The following is a 21299-nucleotide window of genomic DNA, read 5'->3' as shown; positions in this document are numbered from 1 at the left end:
GACAGCGCTCCGCGCTTCCTCAGGATGAGGCGGAGTGAGTAAACATTCATTCGTGTACCTGCCGCAGGATCTTTTCCGCCAGCTTCAGGTGAGGCCGGTCGAGCATCTTGCCGTCGAGTTGGGCAACACCGCCGCCCGCTTTTTCCAGCGTGTCGACGACCCGGCTCGCCCAGTCCAGTTCGGCTTTGCTTGGTGCAAAGTGCCGGTGAACGGCATCGATCTGGGCCGGATGAATGAGCATCTTGCCGTCAAAGCCCATTGTTCTGGCGACCAGCGCTTCGCGTCCCAGTTCTTCCGGGTTCCGGATATCGGTAAAGACGCTGTCGATGGCGAAAATACCGGCGTCCTTCGCGGCAAATAGGGCAAGGTCGCGGGCCATACTGAATGGGGAAAGGTAGCGGCCATCCGTGCCGCGGTTGGAAAAGGCTCCGAGTTCCGCCTGAAGATCCTCGCCGCCCCATGTCAGACCGGTGAGCCACGGATGGGACCAGTCGAGCCGCATCAGGTTGCGCACCGCCCGGACGGTCTCCGTGCAGATCGCCAGGATGCCGGGCGTATTTTTCGGAGCGTGCGTGCGGATCATGGAGGCGAGCCGCTCGATATCCTCCGGCCCTTCGCATTTGGGCAAGACGTAGCCGTCCGGCGACATGGCGGTGGTCGCGGCAACATCCTCTTCCGTCAGCCCTGTCTCCAGTCCGTTGACGCGGACATAGCGGGCCGAACCGGTGTCCGCCTGAAGCGCTTCGGCAACCCTCATGCGGGCTTCCGCCTTGCTGTCCGAAGAAACGGAATCCTCCAGATCAAGGATCACCACGTCCGCGGCTGCCTCGAGGGCCTTGGCCATTTTCCGTCGATCGCTTGCTGGAACGAACAGCCACGAGCGGACCATGTGCGGGGGCATGGGCATGTCAGTTTTTCCGGACGGGCAAGAGTGCGGCAATGGACGCGATATAGGCCTCGACATCGTCCTTCTCCGCATTGAACCACTCGAGCGACCAGTTCATCGCCCCGATCAGGGTGTAGCGCAGATGGCGGATTTCTTGCGGCTCCGCATCGGTGCCGAGATAGGCGGCGATGATGTTATTCCAGACCTGGTCATAGGCACGGCGTACGGTCTTGAGTTCCGCGCGGACCGTCTCCGGGACGAAGGGATAGCAACGGATATGGGCCGATGAAAAATCACTCTCCGACAGCAGCGTCTTCAGGTGAACGCGCATGGCCAGCACAAGTCGGTCTCTTGGCGAAAGCTTCCGGCTCTGTTCCAGCGCATCGGTAACGGCTTCCTCCACCATTTCCACGCCAAGCCGCATGACTTCCGTCGCAAGGTCCTCCTTGGAGGGAAAGTGGTAATAGAGACTGCCCGCCTTCATGCCGACTTCGGCGGCAAGGTCTCGGAGCGACATGTCCGCATAGCCGTTCTCGCGCATCATGCGGGCCGCGACCTTCAGGATTTCCCGTCTGGCGTCTGCTGCCTTGCCCTTGGTTCTCGCCCGCGTCGCTTTGGCCGTTCCCGTCACCCGGACCCCTCCTGATACGAGCCGACGCAGATGTTGCCGACACCGTCATTGTGTTCAAGGGCCTGAAAGGCCTCGGGCGCGCGGTCGAAGGGAATGGTTTTGGCAATGACGGGACGGATTTCATGCAAGGCAAGCGCCCGGTTCATCGCTTCGAAAGCTGACCTGGAGCCGCAGGAAACGGAATGAAGGGTCAGCCGCCGCGTCAGCACCAGTGGCAGGAACAGTTCCGCATTGTTGCCGGTGACATTCCCGATCAGGATGATCGTACCACCCGTCCGGACCGCCTTGATGGACTGACCGAGTGTTGCCGCGCCGCCGAGTTCCAGAACCCGGTCGCAGCCCAGACCGCCGGTCTCGGTGCGCACCCGCTGCGCCCAGTTCTCCTCTTGCGACCTGTCGATGACGATATCCGCACCGAAATCACGGATCTTCTCCGCTCTTTGAGCGCTTGAGGTGGTGACGATGGTTCGGGCGCCACAGGCTTTGGCGAGCGCGATTGCGAGCAGGGCAACGCCGCCGGTGCCGAGGATGAGAACGGTTTCTCCGGGCCTGAGCGGTAAGGGTTCGGAGAGGGCGCTCCAGGCGGTCACCCCGGCGCAGGGCAGGGTGGCGGCTTCCTCGTAAGTGAGGTGAGAGGGAATGGAAACGAGCGAAGAGGCAGGAAAGACGCAATAGGTGGCAAGCACCCCGTCAAGGGGCCCGCCCAGCCGGCCGACCTCGAGATCCGCCGGGGGAGGACCACCCTGCCAGTGTTGGTAGAAAGCGGGCGATACCCGGTCGCCGATCTTGAAGTCATGAACGTCGCTGCCCTTGTCGACGATAACGCCGGCACCGTCCGACAGCGGAATGAGTGGCGGCTGGACCATCCTGCCGTGCTGGCCGCGCAGGACCACGAGGTCGCGGTAGTTGAGCGAGGCGGCGTGCATTTCCAGAAGCACGTCACGCGGACCGGGGCGGGGTCTTGCCCCGGTTTTGAGGGCGAGATTTTCCAGCCCGAAGCCTTCGGTAAACGACCAGTATTTCATGAGCCCTGACCCCGGTTACATCCGCTTGGCGACTTCTTCCAGCATGACTTCGCTCGCGCCACCCCCGATCGCCTGAACCCGGGCGTCGCGCGACATGCGTTCTATAGCACTTTCGCGCATGAAGCCCATGCCGCCGTGGAACTGGACGCAGGCGTACATGACCTCGTTCACCAGCTCGCCGCAGTAGGCCTTGATCATCGAGACCTCCCGCACGAGATCCTCGCCCCGGGCTGAGCGCGCCGCCGTGGCATAGATCATCTGCCGTCCGGCCTCGACCTTCGCGGAGAGTTCGGCGAGCCGAAGGCGGATCGCCTGCTTGTCCCAGAGCGGCGCGCCGAAGGCTTTGCGCTCCTTGACATAGTCGACCGTCATCTCGATGGCCGCCTGCGCTTCGCCCATCGCCATGGCACCAAGCACCAGCCGCTCGTTCTGGAAGTTCTTCATGATCGCGTAAAAGCCGCGCCCCTCGTCGCCAAGGACGTTCTCCTCTGGCACGAAGACGTCCTGGAAGGAAAGCTCGGCTGTGTCGGAACTCAGCCAGCCGTGTTTCTTCAGCGCGCGGGAAACGGTGAAGCCGGGTGTATCCTTTTCCACGATGAACATGGTGACCGACTGGCTGGGGCGGCCGTTCGTATCGGTCTTGGCGGCAATACAATAGACATCGCCGAGCACGCCGTTGGTGATGAACATCTTGGCGCCGTTCAGCACGTATCCGTTGCCCTGCCGTCGGGCGGTGGTGCGGATACCCTTGACGTCGGAGCCGGCGTCAGGTTCGGTCACGCCGACCGCCGTGATGATCTCGCCGGTGATGACCCGCGGCAGATACTTTTCCTTCTGTGCCTCGCTGCCCGCATTGAAGATATGGACGGATGCCATGTCGGTGTGAACCAGAGCGGTGATGGCAACACCCGCATAGGTGCAGCGCCCGAGTTCTTCGGCGAGAACCACCGTGGCGCGTTCGTCCATGCCGGAGCCGCCGTATTCTTCCGGGTAGCGGATACCGAAGAACCCGAGGTCTCCCATCTTCCGCAAGACCTCGCGCGGGGTCGCGCCGTCCTCTTCCCAGGCGTCGGCATGGGGCTTGATCTCTTCCTCGACAAAGCGGCGCACCTGAGCACGCAGCAGGTGATGCTCCTCGTCAAAGAAGAAGGGGCTGGCGGTGGTGGCGTCAAATCCGAGGGCTGTCATTGGTCGCTTCCATGAGGTTTTCGCGAAAGGTGGACGAAATCAGGTTCGCGCTTTTCGACAAAGGCCGAGGTGCCCTCGGTGAAGGCGGGTTCCGCAGCCAGCCGGGCATTGGTATCCCGTTCATGGTCGAGCGCCGTATTCAGCCCGCAGGTCAGTCCCCGGTCCACCGCTTTGCGGATTTCGGCAAAGGCTTCGATGGGGCCTTTTGAAAGGTCGCGCGCGAGCCGGAAAGCTTTGCCCATCAGGTCGGCGTCTTCGACGCAGTCCGCGATCAGGCCCCAGCTTGCGGCTTCTTCGGCGGCAAGTGGCTCGCCGGTCAGCATCAGGCGCATGGCCCGTGCCCGCCCCAGAGCCTGCGGCAGGAACCAGGTGCTGCCGACATCCGGTATGACACCGAGCCTCGGTCCGAACACCTGAATGAAGCGGGCGGAGCGCGACGCTAGAACCATGTCGGCGGAAAGCGCCAGACCGACCCCGCCACCGGCGGCGATCCCGTTGACGGCGCTGACCACGGGTTTGGGCAGGGACCGGATCAGCAGTATGACCCGGTTCCAGCCGTCATCGAGGATGCGGTGGATGCCTTCGCCCTTGTCCTCAAGACCGTTCATTTCGCCGACGTGGGCGCCGGTGCAGAAGGCCCGGCCTTCGCCGGTCAGCAGGAGCGCGCGGATTGCCGCGTTGTCACGGACTTCCTCCAGATGCCTCTGGAGCTCACTCATCATCGGGGCGTGGATGGCATTGAGCTGTCCGGGGGCGGACAGCGTCAACGTGCAGACCGCGTCCCTCACTTCAAGCCTGATCCATTCCTTCCCGTCTTCTTCCATCGCGGCCTCCCGTCCGTAACGGCTATTGACAAGTATTTCTAACGGTCGTTAGGTAGAAGTCAACAGGCAAGTCGAAGTTGGGAGGCGGCGGCGATGCGTGACATCACTGATCTGATCGTGAACCTGCGGCAGGTGCAGCAGCAGGCGTCAGAAGGGGGCGGGGAACGGTTCCGGCAGCGGCACCGTGAGCGCGGCAAGATCTTTGTACGCGACCGGATCGAGTTGCTGCTCGATGCCGGAACGGCCTTTCTGGAACTGTCGCCGCTGGCGGCCCACGGGCTCTACGGCGGCGAGGTGCCGGGGGCGGGCATCGTCACCGGTATCGGCATGGTGCAGGGCCGGGCCTGCATGATCATCGCCAACGACGCAACGGTGAAAGGCGGGTCCTTCTTTGCCGAAACCGTTCGCAAGCATTCCCGGGCCCAGGAAATCGCCGAGCAGCACCGGCTGCCGTGTCTTTATCTGGTCGATTGCGGTGGCGCCTTCCTGCCCGAGCAGGACCGGGTCTTTCCGGACCAGGATCATTTCGGCGGCGCCTTCTGGCGGCAGTGCCAGATGTCGGCGAAGGGCATTCCGCAGATCTCCGTCGTCTTTGGCGGCTGCACGGCTGGCGGGGCCTATATCCCGGCGCTTTCCGACCAGGTGATCATGGTGCGGGGAAGCGGGCGCATTCATTTGGGCGGACCGCCCATCGTCAAGGCGGCGATCAACGAGATCGTCGACGGTGAAACGCTTGGCGGCGCCGACATGCACACCACCGTCTCTGGCGTCAGCGACCATGTGGCGGCGGACGAGGAAACCGCGCTCCAGAAACTGCGCGAGATCGTGGGGCATCTTGGGGAAGAGCAGCCGCTGGCCTCGCCACCACGGGACCCGCGTCCGCCGCTGCTGGAGTTCGGCAACCCGCAGGACCACGCGCCGGTCGACCTGAAGCGCCCCGTCGACATGCGCGCGTTGGTCCGCTCCATGGTGGACGGATCGGAGATGAGCGAGTTCAAGCCCGACTACGGCGCGACGCTGATCACCGGATTTGCCCATATTCACGGCTATCCGGTCGGCATCCTTGCAAACGACGGCGCGCTGTTTTCAGAAAGTTCGGTGAAAGGCGCCCATTTCATCGAGCTCTGTGACCAGCGCCAGATCCCGCTGCTCTTCCTGCAGAACATTACAGGTTTCATGGTCGGCACCGAAGCCGAGCGGGGTGGCATCGCCAAGCATTCCGCCAAGCTCGTCTATGCGGTCTCCAACGCCCGCGTGCCGAAATATACCGTCATTGTCGGCGGCAGCTACGGGGCCGGCAACTACGGCATGTGCGGGCGAGGTTTCCGGCCGCGCTTCCTGTTCTCCTGGCCGAACGCGCGCATTGCCACCATGAGCCCGGATGTCGCCGCAACCGTGGTGACGGACCTGCGCCGCGCCAGCCTCAAGTCGAAGGCGAGCGAAGAGGACATCGCGGAACTGGACGCCCGAACCCGGAAGCAGTTCGAGGAACAGTCCGATCCCTATTACGCCACCGCGCGGCTCTGGGACGACGGCATCATCGAGCCGAACCAGACACGCAACGTCCTGGGGCTGTGCATGTCCCTGGCCGCAGGCGAAGCGCGGGACACCGGACCGCGCCCGGTCTACAGGATGTGAGGCAAAAGATGTTCGACAGTCTTCTGATTGCCAATCGTGGCGAGATCGCCTGCCGGATCATCCGGACCGCCCGGCGCATGGGCCTTCGCACCATTGCCGTCTATTCCGAAGCCGACCGCGACGCATGCCATGTGCGCCTGGCGGACCGGGCCGTTTGCATTGGCCCGGCTCCGGCGCGGGACAGTTATCTGCGAACCGACAGGATCCTCGAGGCGGCGCGTCTCGCGGGCGCCGAGGCGATCCATCCGGGCTACGGCTTCCTGTCCGAGCAGCCGGATCTGGTCAAGGGATGCACCGAGAACGGCCTGATCTGGGTCGGTCCGCACCTGGAGGCCATCGTCTCCATGGGGGCGAAGATCGAAGCCGGAAAGATCGCGCGGGAGGCGGGCGTTCCCTGCATTCCGGGCTATGCGGGAGACAATCAGGGGGATGAGGCCCTTGTGGCGGCGGCCCATGAGATCGGCCTGCCGGTCATGGTCAAGGCCAGCGCCGGTGGCGGCGGCAAGGGCATGCGGGCGGTCTTCGAGGAGATCGACCTGCTGCCGTCGATCCGCGCGGCCCGCACCGAGGCGGCCCGCTCCTTCGGTGACGACAGGCTGCTGATCGAAAAGCTCGTCCGCAATCCGCGCCACATCGAGGTGCAGCTACTCGGCGACAGGCACGGCAACCTGATCCATCTTTACGAACGCGACTGCTCGGTCCAGCGCAATCACCAGAAGATCCTGGAGGAAGCACCCGCGCCAGGCCTGCCGGAGGCTACCCGCAAGGCGCTGTTCGAAGCCGCGCTGAGCTTGGGACAAAAGATCTGTTACGACAGCACCGGTACGGTCGAGTTCATCCTGGATGCGGCGACCGGGGACTTCTTTTTCCTGGAAATGAACACGCGCCTTCAGGTGGAACACACGGTGACGGAAGAGATCACCGGTCTCGACCTGGTGGAGCAGCAATTGCGTGTGGCCGCCGGCGAAGTCCTGTCGCTGTCGCAGGACCAGATCCGCTGCTCCGGCCATGCCATCGAGGCGCGGCTGACAGCGGAAGATGCCTCGAAGGAGTTTCAACCGCAGACGGGAACCGTGCTGCACTGGCGCGCTCCGGAGGGCGTGCGCTGTGACAGCGGCATTGAAACGGGTTCGATCATCGGCTCCAGCTACGACTCCATGCTCGCCAAGCTGATTGCCCGTGGTGGCAATCGCGAGGAAGCGCTGAAGAAACTGGCCGGTGGTCTGGAGCGCCTTGAAGTCGCGGGTATTGGCACCACGCGGCTGTTCTTGCGCGATGCCATCCGTTCGGACCGGTTCGGGAAAGGCGCCGTCACCACGGATTTCCTGCGCCAGGAATGGGGCGAGGGCTGGAAAAAGCCGGAAGAAAACACGCTGGTCTACGCGTCGCTGGCGCGTCACCTGCAGCCGAAGGCAAGCACGTTGCCCTGGCAGACGCTCAGTGGGTTTCGCCTGCTGGAGGCGGCCGGACGCCCGGCGCAGACGGTCTATGCCGCTGCTGAAGATCCCGGAAACAGAATCTCGCTGGAACGGGGCGGCGGCGGCTTCATCGTCCGTTGCGGTGAAGAGGCGGAGACCCTTGCAGCGGACTGGCTTGAGCCGGGAACGCTGCGGGTCATGCGCGGCGGAGTGGAAGAAACGATCGCCGTTCTGGTGAACGGCCAGGACGTTCATCTCACGGGGCCGCACTTCGACGCCGTGCATCGTGTCGCGCAGCTTGGGGATTGCCGGGCCGACCTTCAAACGAAGAGTGGCGCGGCTCCCGATCGCATCGCGGCAACGATGCCGGGTCTCATTGTGGAAGTGCGTGCCAATGAGGGCACGGAGGTGGCGGCGGGCGACACGTTGATCGTCATGGAATCCATGAAACTGCTGATGGAACTGAAGGCGGCCGCGTCCGGGACGGTCAGTGCCGTCAGGACGGCGCCCGGCGAGACGGTCGATGCGGGGGCGCTGCTGGTGCAGCTTTCCCTTCATGCGGAAGAAAGGGTCTAGGCGATGGCCGGTCTCTGGTTCGAGGACTTCAAGGAGGGCATGGTGATCGACCATGCGATCACACGCACCATCACCGAGGCGGACAACATGACCTTCTGCGCGATGACCTACAACACGCAGCCGCTGCATATCGACCGGCACTTTGCCGCGAAAACCGAATTCGGCAGGCCGCTGGTCAATTCGCTGCTGACGCTCGGTGCCATGATCGGCATGTCGGTGACCGAAACCACGCTCGGCACGACGATCGCCAATCTCGGCATGAGCGACGTTGCCTTTCCCGCGCCCGTCTTTCATGGCGACACATTGCGGGTCCGCACGACGGTCGGAGAATGCCGCAAAAGCAAGTCGCGTCCGAGCGCCGGAATTGTCCGCTTCCGTCACGAGGCATTCAACCAGGACGGCGTTCTGGTGGCGTCCTGCGAACGGGCCGCCTTCATGCACAGGAGGCCGGAAGCATGAATGACTTCAAACCTTTGTCAGGCCTGAAGGTGCTGGAATTCGACGCGATCGGGCCGGTGCCCTTCTGCGGCATGATGCTGTCGGATCATGGCGCTGATATTACGCGCATCATCCGCCCCGGCGGCCAGCCCAATGGAGTGGATGCGGGCGAGGACGACATGCTGCTGCGCGGCCGGGCGCGATCCATACCGCTCGATCTGAAATCGGTTGAAGGCCGCAACCGTGTTCTGGAACTGGTGGCCGGCATGGATGTCCTGATGGAAGGGCACCGGCCCGGTGTCATGGAACGTTTGGGCCTTGGTCCCGAAGACTGCCATGCGGTCAACCCGGCGCTGGTCTACTGCCGGATCACCGGATACGGCCAGTCCGGGCCGCTGGCAAATCATCCCGGTCACGACATCAATTACATTGCCCAGACCGGTGCGCTGAATGCGTCCGGTTACAAGGACCGGCCGCCGGCGCCGACCCTGCCGCTTGTCGGCGACTTTGCAGGCGGCGGCCTGCTCGGCGCCTTCGGCATTCTGGCGGCCGTGCTGTCTGCCCGGACCACCGGTAAGGGCGCTGTCGTGGACACGGCGATGGCCGACGGCACGGCCCTGCTGATGGCGCTGCACTACGGCCTCATGAACGCGGGGCTCTGGTCGGCGGAACGCCAGAACAACCTGCTGGATGGCGCAGCACCTTTCTACCGCTGTTATCGCACAGCCACGGGAAGGGACATTGCCGTCGGGGCGCTGGAGCCGAAATTCTATACCGCCATGTGCGAGGCGCTGGGCCTGAATGATCCGGTCTTCGAGGATCAGATGAACCGCGGCAACTGGCCGGAGATGTGCCGGATTGCCGAAGCCAGAATTGCCACCATGACCGGGGAGGAGCTTCAGGCCGCCGTCGACGTGCCGGACGCCTGCCTGTCTTGGGTTGCGAGCCTGGCGGATGCCGATGAGGGTGTGCAGATGGCGGCCCGCAAGACGATCGTAAAGGAAGACGGTCGCTACAGTGTAGCCGCCGCTCCGCGTTTTCTGCCGCCTGGCAGGGGGGCATGATGACAGGGCTTGCTTCCCGTTAACGTTGTGCCGAAAAGCATAAGAGGCAGTTTGCGCAACGTCATTTTAGCCGGTACCCTCAAGAGGCTGGTTCCATTCACTAATTTCCTTGAGGGATTGTCCGATGAAAACGCTTGCCGCTGCATGCATCCTCTTCGCCGCCACTTTGCCGGCAAATGCCGAGGACCCGTTGCTGAACGAAACGGTGGAGTTCACGGGCCAGATATTCTACCTCGACAGCGCGGTGCCCGGCCTCGTCATTGGCGCGATCCGCAACGGCGAAACCGCGGTCTTCGGATTCGGGGAAACCGCAAAAGGCAGCGGCAAGGAGCCGGATGGCGAGACACGGATCGGCGTCGGTTCGATCACCAAAACGCTTACCGGGCTGTCGCTTGCCCATCTGGTTGCAGACGGAAAAGTGGCCCTGAGCGATCCGGCAAGCAAATGGAATGATGACCTGAAAGGGCTTCCTCAGGGCGAGGGCCGTAGTATCCGGCTGATCGATCTGGTCACTCATTCAAGCGGACTGCCGCGGGATCTGTTCCCGGGCGAGGAGAAGGAAGGCAAAACTTTCCCGGCCAGCGCGGAAGATCTCCCGCTGCTCTATCCGCCCGGCAAGGGCATTCTTTATTCCAACGTCGGCTTCGACGTTCTGGGCCAGGCCCTGCAGGGGGCGGCGGGCAAGTCCTACACGGAGTTTCTGAAGGAGCGTGTGCTTGATCCTCTCGGCATGACGTCTACCGGGTATGACCGGCCGGCAAACGACAACACCATGACCGGCTATGACTGGAACGGCGACAAGATGGAGCCGCGCGTGCGCCCGCCCGAGAAATTCGGCGCTTCGTGGATCTTCACCACCCCCAACGACATGCTGCGGTATCTTGCCTGGAACCTCGACCGCTTCGGCGAGGACGGCATGGAGGCGCGCCGGCTGAGCCACGCGGTCTGGCTGCAGCGGGACGGCCTCTCCCCGGTCTACGGCCTGGACGAATCCGGTCATATGGACGCCATGGGTCTCGGCTGGGTGGTCATGATGCCGGAGGGTGACCGGCCGCTGCTTCTGCAGAAAGCCGGCGGTTCCGACGGTATCTTCAGCTACATCGCCTTCGCGCCCGCCCGCGGTGTCGGCGCCTTCATCGCCATCAACCAGTATAATTTCGCCGCCGGCATGGAAATGGCCCATGTGATCAACGACCTGATCGCGACACTGGCCCCGCGCTGAACGTGAAGACACGAAAGGGTGGCCCGTTTGCCAGTCATGCTTTCCGCTGAACGCGGATCGCGGCACCGGGTGCGGGAAAGTCTGGCGGTATTTGCAAATCGGCGCGCGAGGTCCTGAATCTTGGAGCCCCAAGGGAAGCAGTCCCGGGAGACCCGGGACTACTGCACCAGAACTGACTGCTGGCATCTGACGCCATGGACGCGGATGTCGGCTTCCCCGACCCTGACACCGAGGGCGGACAGGAGGTTGTAGAGCACGCCATCAAGCGGGGTGGCGACGGTGCCCAGGATCCCGGCCAATTCCCTTGAAATCGCATCGGGTGAAAGCAGTGAAAGGCCACCGACGCTTATCTTGAAACGCAGGTCTTCGATCAGCGAGGAGGCAATGGATTCGCCGAACTGCCGTGTCGAAGCCGTTTTGATGGTGCCGTTCGTGATGTCCTGATAGGAAAAGGGAAGTTCCGTCGCTGTGATATTGCCGATGTTGAGATGCGACGATCCGGACACCCTGATGAGCGTCGCATCGATGATTTTGGTCATCTGCGGCGACACCGTCGAATTGAAGGTGCCGAGTTCGCTTCGGTCGATATCCGCGATCCAGAGGTCTGCCCGGAAATGTGCGCCGGCCGAGTGCCGGTGTCCCCGGGGCAAACGGGGTCTGATTGCCGCTTGTCCCGGGGACTTGGATTTCCAGGTCCGGGGAGCCGGCCGCCGGGCTGTGCCGGCGGCGGAACGAGGGCTCTTGCTCAAGCCGCTGCAATTTCCTTGAAGAAGGCATCCACCTGGGATCGCAGCTGTTCTGCCTGTGCGGAAAGATCCTGGGCAGAGCCGAGCACCACACTGGAAGTGTTTCCGGTTTCAGCCGCCCCATCGTTGACACCGGTGATGTTGGCCGAAACTTCCTGCGTGCCGTTGGCGGCATATTGAATGTTGACGGAAATTTCCCGGAGTGCCGCGTCCTGTTCTTCGACCGAAGCGGCCACCGCAGTCGTGATCGAGTTGATCTGTTCGATCACGGACGTGATTTCCGCAATCGTTCCGACCGACTGTTCCGAGGCTACCTGGACGGCGTCGATCTGCTGGCCGATTTCCTGGACAGCCGCGGACAGCTCCTCCGTGGAAGCGGCCACCGTCTGGACGTTGGTGGCCGATTGTTCGGAGGCGGCCGCGACAGCGCAGGACTGGCGTGCGGTCTCTTCCGCATTGGCGGCAAGGCCGCCTGCGGCCGATTGCAGATTGTCCGAAGACGACGAGACGGCCTTGAGGGCATCCGTCATCTGGCCGTTGAACCTGTCGATGGCGTCGGTGACCTTTTCCTGCCGGGCCTGGCGCTCGGACAGCATGGCATCCTGGTAAACGCTGATACGGCAAACTGTTTACGCCTGCGAAAAGTTCGGAATGGAATGCGATCTGGGGTTCGTTGCCAACCGGCTCAACGTTTCCCGGTCGTCTGCAGTTATACGGAACGGCCGCTACAGATATGAAGATGGCACCTACATGGTCGACAAGGTCCTGCAGTTGTTCACCAAGGCCATTGCCAATATTGTCGATACATAAATCGTCAAAATGAAGAGTACCTGGAAATACTTATCCACAATAATGGAAACGTGGAAAAGGGCTGCATCGGAAGAACTTACAAGATTTTTCTCCCGGTTGGGGCGATGGTCCGCTGCCTTGAGGGGTGGGCGTTGCAGCAAGGAGGAGGCCACGGCAGACAACAACAGCTGCCGTGGCCAGACAAGTCTGGTTACGAACGCGGTTTCAGGTTCTCCGGATCGTAGAGCGGCTGGTAGCCGACGCCGGCGACCTCAACCGGATAGGTTTCGGAGAAATATTCCACCTGAAGCTTGCGGCCGACCTGGCAGTAGTCCTGGGGCAGATAGGCAAGCGCGATGTTCTTGCCGATGGTCGGGCCATAGGCGACCGAGGTCGTGTAGGAAATGCGGCCGAGGCTGTCGACCAGCGTCTTGCCGGTCTCCGGGTCCTGAACCGGCATGGTGCCGACCGGATAGCGCTTGACGCCCTTGGCATCGGTGTTCTCAAGCATCACCAGGGTGCAGAGCATCGCCGGCTGCTTGTCCCGTGCCCGGTATTCCACGTGCTTCGCCTTGCCGCGGAAGTCGGCTTCCTTGACCTTCGGACGCGCCAGGTCAGCCTCATAGAGGTTGTACTGGGTCAGCAGGTCAGCGTTCTGCAGCCGCAGGGATTTTTCCATGCGGCGCGAGTTGGCGTAGGTCTCCACGCCGACGGCGATGACGCCTGTGGACCGCAGAGCATCCCAGACGGCCAGGCCATCCTCGTACTTCATGTGCAGTTCCCAGCCCTGTTCGCCGACATAGGAGAGCCGCAGCGCCATCACGGACTTGCCGGCGATCTCGAGCTGGCGGATGCCCGCGAAGGGGAAGTTTTCCGGGTCGAGCGCTGCCGGGTCGGAAACCACCTTCTTCAGGTTATCGCGGGCGTTCGGCCCCCAGATACCGATGGTCGTATACTGTTCGCTGACGTCGGTGACCGTGACGTCGAAGCCCTTGTCTTCGGCAACGCGCTTCACGTAGTTGTAGTCGCGCGGACCGGCGTCGGCGCCGTCGACGATGCGGCAGCGGTCGGCCATGCGGAAGACGGTGAGGTCGGCGCGGACGTTGCCTTCGTCATCGAGGAAGTGGGTATAGATACCCTTGCCGATGTTGTTGTCGCCACCGATCCTGGCCGCGCACAGCCACTCCAGAAGCTCCACGTGGTCTGGGCCCTCGACGTCGAACATGTAGAAGTGCGACAGGTTGATGATGCCGCAGTTCTCGCTGAGTTCGAGCTGTTCGGCATTGGAGACGCGCCAGAAGTGGCGGTTGTCCCATTCGTTCTCGCGCACCGGCACGCGGTCGCCGAATTTTTCCAGGAGGTGCTCATTGGCGGCATAGCCGTGGGCACGTTCCCAGCCGCCGAGTTCCATGAAATAGCCGCCGAGCTCCTTCTCGCGCTCATAGAATGGCGAGCGTTTGACGTCGCGGCTGGTCAGGTAAGGTTCGCGCGGATGGATCGCCGGGAAGTAGATCTTCTGGGCGGCTTCATAGCAGCGGTTCTCGATGTATTCCTCGGTCAGCTGGTGGCCGTAGAAGCGGGAATAGTCGATGGCAGCGTGGTCGATTTCGGTCCGGCCGTCGGTGATCCAGTCGGCGATCAGCTTGCCGTAGCCCGGGCCGTCCTTCACCCAGATGGCGACGCAGTACCACAGGCCGCGTACTTTCTGGCTCTCGCCGCAGGACGGGCCGCCGGCAGCGGAAACCTGTAAAAGGCCATTGAAGGAATGGCTTTCGTTGTAACCCAGCTCGCCCAGGATCGGCGTCAGTTCCATGGCGCGTTCGAGCGGTTCGATGACCTGCTCCATCTCAAGGTCGCGCTGCGAGGGCGACAGACGCGCCTGATCCTTTTCCAGAAGGTCGCGCGGGTGGCACAGGCGCGGATGGGTCGGCTCGTAGTAGCCCCATTCGATCTGGCCGCCTTCTGCTGTTTTCGGGTCGCCGGTATCGCGCATGTAGGCGGAGTTGCCCTGGTCGCGCAGCAGCGGATAGCCGATGTCCTTGCCGGTACCCTCGAATTCGTTGAACGGACCGAAGAAGGTCAGCGGGTGGTCGACCGGCATAACCGGCAGATCCTCGCCCACCATGTCGGCGATCAGGCGGCCCCAGAGGCCGGCACAGACGATGACGTGATCGGCCATGATCGTTCCGCGGTGGGTCTTGACGCCCTTGATGCGGCCGCCTTCGACAATCAGGGACTGCGCGGGTGTGTTGGCGAAGGATTTCAGCTTGCCGCTTTTCTCGCCTTCGTCGACCAGCTTTCCGGCAACGGTCTGAGAGCGCGGAATGACAAGGCCGGCGTCCGGATCCCACATGCCGCCCTGGACCATGTCTTCCTCGATCAGCGGGAATTTTTCCTTGATCTCGGCCGGGGTAACGAGGCGCACATTGGTGCCGAAGGCCTTGCCGGAGGTCACTTTGCGCTTGATTTCCTCCATCCATGTGTCGTCGCCGGTCCGGGCGACCTCAAGCCCGCCGACGCGCGCGTAGTGCCCCATCTTTTCGAAGAAATCGATAGAATACTGGGTGGTCCAGACGGAGAGATAATCGTGGCTGGTCGTGTAGCAGAAGTCGGAAGCATGTGCCGTCGAGCCGATGTCGGTCGGAATGCCGGACTTGTCGATGCCGACGATGTCGGTCCAGCCGCGTTCGATGAGGTGATGGGCCACCGACGCGCCGACAATGCCGCCGAGGCCGACGATGACGACTTGTGCCTTGTCAGGAAATGCTGACATGTCTCATTCCTTTTCAATCAACCGGAAGCGGCAACGTCCGGCTTCCTTCTGCATTCAATAACCCTCGCGGGGCTTCCGGAACGGGACACGGGACCGTCTATGAACGGACCTCTCCCGGAATCCGGTTTCTCACCGGCCAGTATCGCGACTGATCGCGGTCCAAAATAGCGTAATTGCGTCATGGCGGCATTATCGCCACGACACGGTGCGGCAAAACTCCGGCTGCATCGAAACCGGGGACGGGCTGGCAGGGGCGCGCCGTGTCTGCAACAAGAATTTTTTCGCCGGGGTGATCCGGCTGCACCGCCAATGCGTACTTGAAACAGATTGAAAAAGGTGCGGACATGCAGGTTGCCACGAAAACCATTCAGAAACCGGATTACGCGGTGACCGATCTGTCCCTTGAAGACCACAGACTGTTGATTGAGCGCATCGCCGATCATCGCGACAGGGATGCGTTTGAGGCGTTGTTCGTGCATTTCGGACCGCGCGTGAAGTCCATGATGCTTCAGGCGGGCGCCACCCACGACCTGGCGGAAGATCTCGTTCAGGACGTGATGATGACGGTCTGGCGCAAGGTGCATCTCTACGCGCCGGAACGCGGGGCGGTCAGCACCTGGATCTACACCATTGCCCGGAACGCCCGGATCGACCGACTGCGGCGTGGTTCCTCGCAAGCCTACGAGGATCTGGAAACGGTCGAAATTGCCTCCCGGGAGGGAGACGGCGAAGACGAGACTTTTGCGAACCAGCGCGCCGAACAGGTTGCCCTGGCGTTGGCGGAACTGCCGGACGATCAGCGCGAAGTCATCGAATATTCCTTCGTCAGGGACATGACGCAGAGCGAAATAGCCGATGAGCTTGCTTTGCCGCTTGGAACCGTCAAGTCGCGCATGCGGCTTGCCTATGCGAAATTGAAAGGAAAGCTGGAGGGCCTGCTATGACCGTCCTGCATCATCTCGATCACAACACACTGATGCGCTATGCGAGTGGAGACCTGGACGAAGCCTTCTCCGCCATCGTTGCCGCGCACCTCGCTGTCTGCGAAGACTGCCGGCATGACCTGAGGGCTGCCGAGGAGATCGGCGGACACTATCTGGAACATGGCGAAACGGCCGATCTTGCCGGGGATGCGTTCTCCAGGATGATGGCCAGGATCGACAGGGGCGAGGCTGCCCCTGAGCCGATCCGCGTCGAACGGCCGTCCGCGCAAAGCGGACCGCAGGGAGTGCCGTTTCCGCTGCAGCGCTATATCGGACCCTCGCTCGACGAGATCCGCTGGAAAACCGTGGCGCCGGGCATCCACCGGCACAAGATCGCTCTTGAAACACCGGGACGTTCGTCTCTCTACATGCTCAGGATCGCACCCGGAAAAGCCATGCCCGAACATGGTCACGGCGGCGCGGAAATAACCCTGATCCTCGCCGGCGCCTATCGTGACGCCTTCGGCCGCTTCGGACCGGGAGATATCGCGGATCTGGACGAACATGTGGAACATCAGCCCGTGGTCGAACCCGGGGAGCCGTGTATCTGCATCGTTGCCACGGAAGCGCCGACACGCTTCAAGGGCGTGATCAGCCGGTTCATGCAGCGCTTTATCGGAATCTGATGCCCGCGGCCGGAACACAGACGTGGAACACGGTCTGGATCACGGGTGCGAGCTCAGGCATCGGCTACGAACTCGCTCGCCTTCTCGTGGAGAAAGCCGCCCATGTCGCTGTGTCGGCTCGCTCAACCGGGCCATTGCAGGAGCTTTCCGATAGATCGTCATCAATCCGCGCGGTGCCGCTGGACGTCACGGACGCAGGAGCGGTCGCCAAGTCTGTCGCGGACATAAGCGAGGGCTGCGGAGCCATCGATCTTGCCGTGCTCAACGCCGGTGCCTGGTCGATGATGAGCGTGGACGAGTTCGATATCGACGCGGTACGCAGAGGGGTCGAGGTGAATGTCATGGGCGTCATGAACGCTCTTGACGCCTTGCTGCCCCGGATGCTGGCGCGCGGAAAGGGACATATCGCGATCGTTGCCTCGGTGGCCGGTTACCGGGGGCTGCCTCGCTCGCTTGCCTATGGGCCCACCAAGGCCGCGCTCATCAATCTGGCCGAAACGCTGCGGACCGAGCTCGAACCCCGGGGTATTCGCGTGTCGCTGATTTCTCCCGGCTTTGTCGATACGCCCATGACGCGCGACAATCCGTTCCCGATGCCTGGCCTGATTTCCGCAAGCGAGGCCGCACGCCGGATCGTCGCCGGCCTTGAAGGCAGGCGGTTCGAGATCGCGTTCCCCTTCGGGTTTTCCTGTGTGATGAAGCTTCTGAGGGCACTGCCGGACTGGCTCTATTTCCGGGCGATCCGGACCTTCGTCTGGAAGGCCTGATCCAGGCCGGTTATCGCGGGAAGGCGATCAGTCTTCACTTCCGGGACCGACATACGTCACGGGTGTTTTCGGCGCTGGCGGGCGCGGTTGCAGGCGCAGGCCCTTCAGCCACAGCCGGGCGGCTTCCAAATGGATACCGATGGTTACCTTGACCGTCATCCAGCCGGTCCGGCCAAGCGCGCGCAGCAGTCTTGCGGTCGTCAGGTCTTCGCGCGCCGCGCGGAAAAAGGCTTTCAGCACCGGACCGGTGCTGTCCCTGAGCGCGACGCCGACGGTCAGCTCTTCGCCGGGCGGCGTCACGCGGAAGCTGTAGCTGCCGGTGCCTGTGTTGAAAGGCGAGACATAGAACTCCTTCCGGCAGTTCTGGGCAATCAGGCCGCCGTCATGCGTGTCGACGGGGATGACGTAGGTCTTGCGTTCACCGAAGGTGTTGTTGACCTCATAGACCATGACACGCGGCCGGTTTTGCGCATCCAGACCGAAATAGACGGTCAGAGGATTGAAGACATAACCGAGAATGCGCGGGTAGCACAGCATGGCAAAGCGGCGGACATCCCTGCGTTCGGGCGAGCCCGCCAGAAGTCGTTCGAGGTAGTCGGCAATCGGTGTTCCGTCACCGTGATCGCGGTCATGGATGCTGAACAGGTTGAAGCGATTGTAGGAGAACAGACGGCTGCGCTCCGGCAGGCTGTCGAGCCGGCTGCAATCCAGAAGAACCGTGAAGACCCGATATTTCAGCGAGTGCGCACGCGGGCGAACGCGGGTGTGCACCACAAGGCCGCTATAGATTGCTCCCGGGTCGAGGTCCGCTTCCATGTCTATTCCGCCGCTTCGATACGTGGCTGTGCGAGCGCAGCAATGCGTCCGGACGGATTGTCGACCTGCCACGGACGGGCGGCCCCGCCCAGAAGCTCGGCGACCGCAAGGCCGCTCTGGATGCCGTCCTCGTGAAAACCGTAGCCGAAATAGCTGCCGCAGAACCAGGTACGGCGTGCGCCCTGAAGGTCCCAGAGACTTTTTTGTGCGGCCATGGCCGTTTCGTTGAACACGGGATGATCATAGACGAATTCGCGTTCGATTGCCTTGGGGTGGATCTCGTCGAAGGGATTGAGCGTGACGAAAAGATCGGTTCGGGTCTGAAGGTGCTGGAGACGGTTCAGCCAGTAGGTCACGCATAGCCCGGTTTCGGTGCCCTCGTCCTGCTTGATGTAGTTCCAGCTCGACCACAGCCGCTTGCGGCGCGGCATCCAGCGGGCGTCGCGGTGGAGCACGGCGTGATTGCGCTGATAGGAAAAGGCGCCAAGGAGGGTTTCCTCGAGCCGGTCAGGGGTGTCCAGAAGCTTTAGCGACTGATCCGCGTGCGTCGCCAGAACCACGTGATCGAACGGGCGCAAGGCACCACGGGCATCGGCCACATGTACGTAATCCCGGTGACGCACGATCCGCTTCGCCGCCGTGCCGGGGAGTACCTCGAAGCCGGCATCCTCGACCAGCCGATTGACGTAGGTCCGGCTGCCGCCGGCCACCGTGCGCCATTGCGGCCGATTGTTGAACTGCAGCATGCCGTGATTGGCATAGAAATCGATGAAGCTGCGGGCCGGAAAGGCGAGCATTTCACTCATGGACGTCGACCAGATCGCCGCGCCCATCGGAATGATATGGTCGTCGATGAAGGCCTTCGAATATCTTTCGCGCATCAGGAAGTCGCCAAGGGCGATATCCGGCACGCCGTCCGCGGCCTGTTGCCGGGCCGACTTGAAGAAGCGGCGGATGTCGTTGAGGAGCCGCCAGTGACTCTTGCGGGCGAAGTTCCGGCGCTGGCCGAAGAAACCGTCCAGTCCGCAGCCTCCATATTCGTAAGCGCCTCCGTTGAGGGACAGCGCGAAACTCATGACCGTTTCATGGGAGGTAACGCCGAGATGATCGAACAGGGCGACGAGATTGGGATAATTGCGCTCGTTGAAGACGAGAAACCCGGTATCGGCCGGCACCGTGCCGTCCGTTGTGGTGACGTCAATGGTGTTGGCATGGCCGCCAAGGCGGTCGTCTGCTTCATAAAGGGTGACCTGGTGGTTTTTCGCCAGGAGCCACGCTGCGGACAATCCGGAAATCCCGGAACCGATGACGGCGATCTTCAAAGGGGACATTGCGTTACCTGCGGTTAAACTCCTTTGGATACGCAGCTTTTCGTAAAGTGGATCACAGGTCCATTCAGAAATTTGCGGCCGGCCGGTATTGCGGCAAGACCGGTGATCCGTCCCTGGAAGTCCGCCGTATCAGCTAGCACGAACACAGAAGGACGGCCATGACCAAGTACCTGATCGCATACGGTGCCACAGCCATCGTTTTCCTCGGCATCGATTTCGTCTGGCTGGCGCATGTGGCGCGGCGCTTCTACGCCGCACAGCTCGGCGACCTCCTGCTGGACAGCCCGCGCCTTGGCGCGGCCGCCGCCTTCTACCTGGCCTATGTGGCCGGGATAGTCTTCTTCGCCATCGGTCCGGCGCTGCGTGCCGACTCCATCCTGACGGCGCTTTTACACGGCGGCCTGTTCGGCTTCTTCGCCTATGCCACATATGACGTCACCAACTACGCCACCTTGCGCAACTGGCCGATTGCGGTTGTCGGCGTCGATATCGCCTGGGGAACCCTTCTGACCGCGGTCTCGGCGGCAGCCGGTTGCTGGGCCGCGCGCTTTTTCTACCCCGGGAGCTGAGTTGCCGGTCTGTCCCTGGAAGGTGTTGCCGGATTTGACCTCACGGTGACCGCCGGGATATTCCGGCGGTTCCGTTCTTGAAGGTGTCGCCAGATCTTCGTGAGGTTCTATAGAGCCGCGCGAAGTTGCGGAACGACCTCGAAGAGGTCGCCGACAAGACCGACATCGGCGACCTGGAAGATCGGAGCGTCCGGGTCCTTGTTGATCGCCACGATCACCTTGGAGTCCTTCATGCCCGCGAGATGCTGGATGGCGCCGGATATGCCGATGGCCACATAGAGATCCGGCGCGACGACCTTGCCCGTCTGGCCAACCTGCCAGTCGTTCGGCGCATATCCGGCATCAACCGCCGCGCGCGAGGCTCCTACAGCGGCCCCAAGCGTATCGGCAAGTCCGGCAACGAGAGCGAAATCCTCCTCCGAGCCGACGCCGCGTCCACCGGAAACGACAATCCGTGCGCTGGAGAGTTCCGGGCGGTCCGAGATGACCACCTTGTCCTCGATCCACTCGGACAGGCCCGGATCGGCAGCGGTGGCAATTGTCTCCACTGGCGCCGGTGCCTGTTCCCCGGCCGCGTCGAAGGTGGCGGTGCGGATGGTCAGAACCTTTGTCGCGTCAAGGCTGCGGACCGTTTGAAGTGCGTTTCCGGCGTAGATCGGCCGCTCGAAGCTTTCGGCGTCGATCACGGCGGTGACATCGGAGATCACCATGACATCGATGAGGGCGGCAACGCGCGGCAGCACGTTTTTCGCAGCTGCCGTTGACGGGGCCGCCACATGGCTGAACTGCCGGGCGAGGTCGGAGACGAGTGCGGCAAGCGGTTCGGCAAGCCCGTGGGCAAGTGAAGGATCGTCCGCATGAAGAACCTTGGCGACCCCTGCGATCCCGGCTGCGGCATTGGCTGCCGATCCGCAATCGTGACCGGCACACAGAACCGTAACCTCGCCGAGGTCGGATATCGCCCCGACCGCTTTTGCGGTCGCGTCCAG

The 21299-nt window shown here is 62.6% G+C and carries 21 protein-coding genes; 10 read left to right on the top strand and 11 right to left on the bottom strand.

What is annotated here, in order from left to right:
• Positions 1-46: 46 nt before the first annotated feature.
• From ACQY7U_RS02645 to ACQY7U_RS02625, 5 genes are read right to left on the bottom strand one after another with little or no spacing between them, the layout of a single operon-like run.
• Positions 47-907 (bottom strand): HpcH/HpaI aldolase/citrate lyase family protein, encoded by an 861-nt coding sequence (locus ACQY7U_RS02645; RefSeq protein ID WP_428641680.1) that lies wholly within the window; start codon positions 905-907, stop codon positions 47-49.
• A gap of 1 nt (position 908) precedes the next feature.
• The gene (locus tag ACQY7U_RS02640) at positions 909-1517 is read right to left on the bottom strand and encodes a TetR/AcrR family transcriptional regulator (RefSeq protein ID WP_428641678.1); all 609 of its coding nucleotides are present in this window, start codon (positions 1515-1517) and stop codon (positions 909-911) included.
• On the bottom strand, positions 1514-2542 hold the full coding sequence (locus ACQY7U_RS02635; protein ID WP_428641676.1) for a zinc-dependent alcohol dehydrogenase family protein: 1029 nt from the start codon (positions 2540-2542) through the stop codon (positions 1514-1516). Before ACQY7U_RS02635 ends, ACQY7U_RS02640 begins: the two co-directional genes overlap by 4 nt.
• 15 nt (positions 2543-2557) lie before the next feature.
• Entirely contained in the window at positions 2558-3730 is a 1173-nt protein-coding gene (locus ACQY7U_RS02630; protein WP_428641674.1) for an acyl-CoA dehydrogenase family protein, read from the bottom strand.
• Entirely contained in the window at positions 3727-4554 is an 828-nt protein-coding gene (locus tag ACQY7U_RS02625; RefSeq protein ID WP_428641673.1) for an enoyl-CoA hydratase-related protein, read from the bottom strand. The genes ACQY7U_RS02630 and ACQY7U_RS02625 overlap by 4 nt, the downstream gene beginning before the upstream one ends.
• A 93-nt stretch (positions 4555-4647) precedes the next feature.
• Here ACQY7U_RS02625 and ACQY7U_RS02620 point away from each other — a divergent pair, with 93 nt between their 5' ends.
• From ACQY7U_RS02620 to ampH, 5 genes are all read left to right on the top strand, one after another.
• Positions 4648-6192, top strand: coding sequence for an acyl-CoA carboxylase subunit beta (locus tag ACQY7U_RS02620; protein WP_428641671.1), 1545 nt, complete (start codon positions 4648-4650; stop codon positions 6190-6192).
• Positions 6193-6200: 8 nt separating this feature from the next.
• Positions 6201-8186: an acetyl/propionyl/methylcrotonyl-CoA carboxylase subunit alpha gene (locus tag ACQY7U_RS02615; RefSeq protein ID WP_428641670.1), complete on the top strand. Its 1986-nt coding sequence runs from the start codon at positions 6201-6203 to the stop codon at positions 8184-8186.
• 3 nt (positions 8187-8189) lie between these two features.
• Positions 8190-8645, top strand: a complete 456-nt coding sequence (locus ACQY7U_RS02610; protein ID WP_428641668.1) for a MaoC family dehydratase — start codon at positions 8190-8192, stop codon at positions 8643-8645.
• Entirely contained in the window at positions 8642-9688 is a 1047-nt protein-coding gene (locus tag ACQY7U_RS02605) for a CaiB/BaiF CoA transferase family protein (protein ID WP_428641666.1), read from the top strand. Before ACQY7U_RS02610 ends, ACQY7U_RS02605 begins: the two co-directional genes overlap by 4 nt.
• Positions 9689-9812: 124 nt before the next feature.
• The gene (gene ampH, locus ACQY7U_RS02600; RefSeq protein WP_428641664.1) at positions 9813-10910 is read left to right on the top strand and encodes a D-alanyl-D-alanine-carboxypeptidase/endopeptidase AmpH; all 1098 of its coding nucleotides are present in this window, start codon (positions 9813-9815) and stop codon (positions 10908-10910) included.
• A 158-nt stretch (positions 10911-11068) separates the two neighbouring features.
• Here the strand turns inward: ampH and ACQY7U_RS02595 are convergent, their stop codons facing one another.
• Together ACQY7U_RS02595 and ACQY7U_RS02590 are read right to left on the bottom strand one after the other, a co-directional pair.
• Entirely contained in the window at positions 11069-11659 is a 591-nt protein-coding gene (locus ACQY7U_RS02595) for a hypothetical protein (RefSeq protein WP_428641662.1), read from the bottom strand.
• A complete protein-coding gene (locus tag ACQY7U_RS02590) occupies positions 11656-12252 on the bottom strand; it encodes a hypothetical protein (RefSeq protein ID WP_428641661.1) in 597 nt (198 codons plus the stop codon). Before ACQY7U_RS02590 ends, ACQY7U_RS02595 begins: the two co-directional genes overlap by 4 nt.
• Positions 12253-12307: 55 nt before the next feature.
• Here ACQY7U_RS02590 and ACQY7U_RS02585 point away from each other — a divergent pair, with 55 nt between their 5' ends.
• Positions 12308-12466 (top strand): hypothetical protein, encoded by a 159-nt coding sequence (locus ACQY7U_RS02585; RefSeq protein WP_428641659.1) that lies wholly within the window; start codon positions 12308-12310, stop codon positions 12464-12466.
• 190 nt (positions 12467-12656) lie between these two features.
• On the opposite strand, the gene ACQY7U_RS02580 is transcribed toward ACQY7U_RS02585, so the two are convergent.
• The gene (locus tag ACQY7U_RS02580; RefSeq protein ID WP_428641658.1) at positions 12657-15218 is read right to left on the bottom strand and encodes a GcvT family protein; all 2562 of its coding nucleotides are present in this window, start codon (positions 15216-15218) and stop codon (positions 12657-12659) included.
• 344 nt (positions 15219-15562) lie between these two features.
• Here ACQY7U_RS02580 and ACQY7U_RS02575 point away from each other — a divergent pair, with 344 nt between their 5' ends.
• The 3 genes from ACQY7U_RS02575 to ACQY7U_RS02565 are packed head-to-tail and all read left to right on the top strand — an operon-like array spanning position 15563 to position 17594.
• Positions 15563-16162, top strand: coding sequence for a sigma-70 family RNA polymerase sigma factor (locus ACQY7U_RS02575; protein ID WP_428641656.1), 600 nt, complete (start codon positions 15563-15565; stop codon positions 16160-16162).
• A complete protein-coding gene (locus ACQY7U_RS02570) occupies positions 16159-16827 on the top strand; it encodes a ChrR family anti-sigma-E factor (RefSeq protein ID WP_428641654.1) in 669 nt (222 codons plus the stop codon). Before ACQY7U_RS02575 ends, ACQY7U_RS02570 begins: the two co-directional genes overlap by 4 nt.
• Entirely contained in the window at positions 16827-17594 is a 768-nt protein-coding gene (locus tag ACQY7U_RS02565; protein WP_428641652.1) for an SDR family NAD(P)-dependent oxidoreductase, read from the top strand. The genes ACQY7U_RS02570 and ACQY7U_RS02565 overlap by 1 nt, the downstream gene beginning before the upstream one ends.
• Before the next feature lie 27 nt (positions 17595-17621).
• Here ACQY7U_RS02565 and ACQY7U_RS02560 read toward each other — a convergent pair whose 3' ends face one another.
• Positions 17622-18410: a DUF1365 domain-containing protein gene (locus ACQY7U_RS02560; RefSeq protein ID WP_428641650.1), complete on the bottom strand. Its 789-nt coding sequence runs from the start codon at positions 18408-18410 to the stop codon at positions 17622-17624.
• Between the two features lie 2 nt (positions 18411-18412).
• Positions 18413-19741: an NAD(P)/FAD-dependent oxidoreductase gene (locus ACQY7U_RS02555; protein WP_428641648.1), complete on the bottom strand. Its 1329-nt coding sequence runs from the start codon at positions 19739-19741 to the stop codon at positions 18413-18415.
• A 158-nt stretch (positions 19742-19899) separates the two neighbouring features.
• Here ACQY7U_RS02555 and ACQY7U_RS02550 point away from each other — a divergent pair, with 158 nt between their 5' ends.
• Complete coding sequence (locus ACQY7U_RS02550) at positions 19900-20310, top strand: DUF2177 family protein (protein WP_428641646.1); 411 nt, start codon at positions 19900-19902, stop codon at positions 20308-20310.
• Between the two features lie 107 nt (positions 20311-20417).
• Here the strand turns inward: ACQY7U_RS02550 and ACQY7U_RS02545 are convergent, their stop codons facing one another.
• On the bottom strand, positions 20418-21299 hold the full coding sequence (locus ACQY7U_RS02545; protein ID WP_428641644.1) for an electron transfer flavoprotein subunit alpha/FixB family protein: 882 nt from the start codon (positions 21297-21299) through the stop codon (positions 20418-20420).

Origin of the sequence: Roseibium sp., assembly GCF_050301095.1 — a bacterium.
In the GTDB taxonomy this organism is placed as follows: domain Bacteria; phylum Pseudomonadota; class Alphaproteobacteria; order Rhizobiales; family Stappiaceae; genus Roseibium.
This window is presented reverse-complemented; position numbering and strand designations above follow the sequence as displayed.

Bases quoted from the DNA above. Each gene is read 5' to 3' on its own strand.
- ACQY7U_RS02645 (WP_428641680.1), bottom strand. From the start codon at position 907: ATGCCCATGCCCCCGCACATGGTCCGCTCGTGGCTGTTCGTTCCAGCA.
- ACQY7U_RS02635 (WP_428641676.1), bottom strand. From the start codon at position 2,542: ATGAAATACTGGTCGTTTACCGAAGGCTTCGGGCTGGAAAATCTCGCC.
- ACQY7U_RS02630 (WP_428641674.1), bottom strand. From the start codon at position 3,730: ATGACAGCCCTCGGATTTGACGCCACCACCGCCAGCCCCTTCTTCTTT.
- ACQY7U_RS02625 (WP_428641673.1), bottom strand. From the start codon at position 4,554: ATGGAAGAAGACGGGAAGGAATGGATCAGGCTTGAAGTGAGGGACGCG.
- ACQY7U_RS02620 (WP_428641671.1), top strand. From the start codon at position 4,648: ATGCGTGACATCACTGATCTGATCGTGAACCTGCGGCAGGTGCAGCAG.
- ACQY7U_RS02615 (WP_428641670.1), top strand. From the start codon at position 6,201: ATGTTCGACAGTCTTCTGATTGCCAATCGTGGCGAGATCGCCTGCCGG.
- ACQY7U_RS02610 (WP_428641668.1), top strand. From the start codon at position 8,190: ATGGCCGGTCTCTGGTTCGAGGACTTCAAGGAGGGCATGGTGATCGAC.
- ACQY7U_RS02605 (WP_428641666.1), top strand. From the start codon at position 8,642: ATGAATGACTTCAAACCTTTGTCAGGCCTGAAGGTGCTGGAATTCGAC.
- ampH (WP_428641664.1), top strand. From the start codon at position 9,813: ATGAAAACGCTTGCCGCTGCATGCATCCTCTTCGCCGCCACTTTGCCG.
- ACQY7U_RS02590 (WP_428641661.1), bottom strand. From the start codon at position 12,252: ATGCTGTCCGAGCGCCAGGCCCGGCAGGAAAAGGTCACCGACGCCATC.
- ACQY7U_RS02585 (WP_428641659.1), top strand. From the start codon at position 12,308: ATGGAATGCGATCTGGGGTTCGTTGCCAACCGGCTCAACGTTTCCCGG.
- ACQY7U_RS02580 (WP_428641658.1), bottom strand. From the start codon at position 15,218: ATGTCAGCATTTCCTGACAAGGCACAAGTCGTCATCGTCGGCCTCGGC.
- ACQY7U_RS02575 (WP_428641656.1), top strand. From the start codon at position 15,563: ATGCAGGTTGCCACGAAAACCATTCAGAAACCGGATTACGCGGTGACC.
- ACQY7U_RS02570 (WP_428641654.1), top strand. From the start codon at position 16,159: ATGACCGTCCTGCATCATCTCGATCACAACACACTGATGCGCTATGCG.
- ACQY7U_RS02565 (WP_428641652.1), top strand. From the start codon at position 16,827: ATGCCCGCGGCCGGAACACAGACGTGGAACACGGTCTGGATCACGGGT.
- ACQY7U_RS02560 (WP_428641650.1), bottom strand. From the start codon at position 18,410: ATGGAAGCGGACCTCGACCCGGGAGCAATCTATAGCGGCCTTGTGGTG.
- ACQY7U_RS02555 (WP_428641648.1), bottom strand. From the start codon at position 19,741: ATGTCCCCTTTGAAGATCGCCGTCATCGGTTCCGGGATTTCCGGATTG.
- ACQY7U_RS02550 (WP_428641646.1), top strand. From the start codon at position 19,900: ATGACCAAGTACCTGATCGCATACGGTGCCACAGCCATCGTTTTCCTC.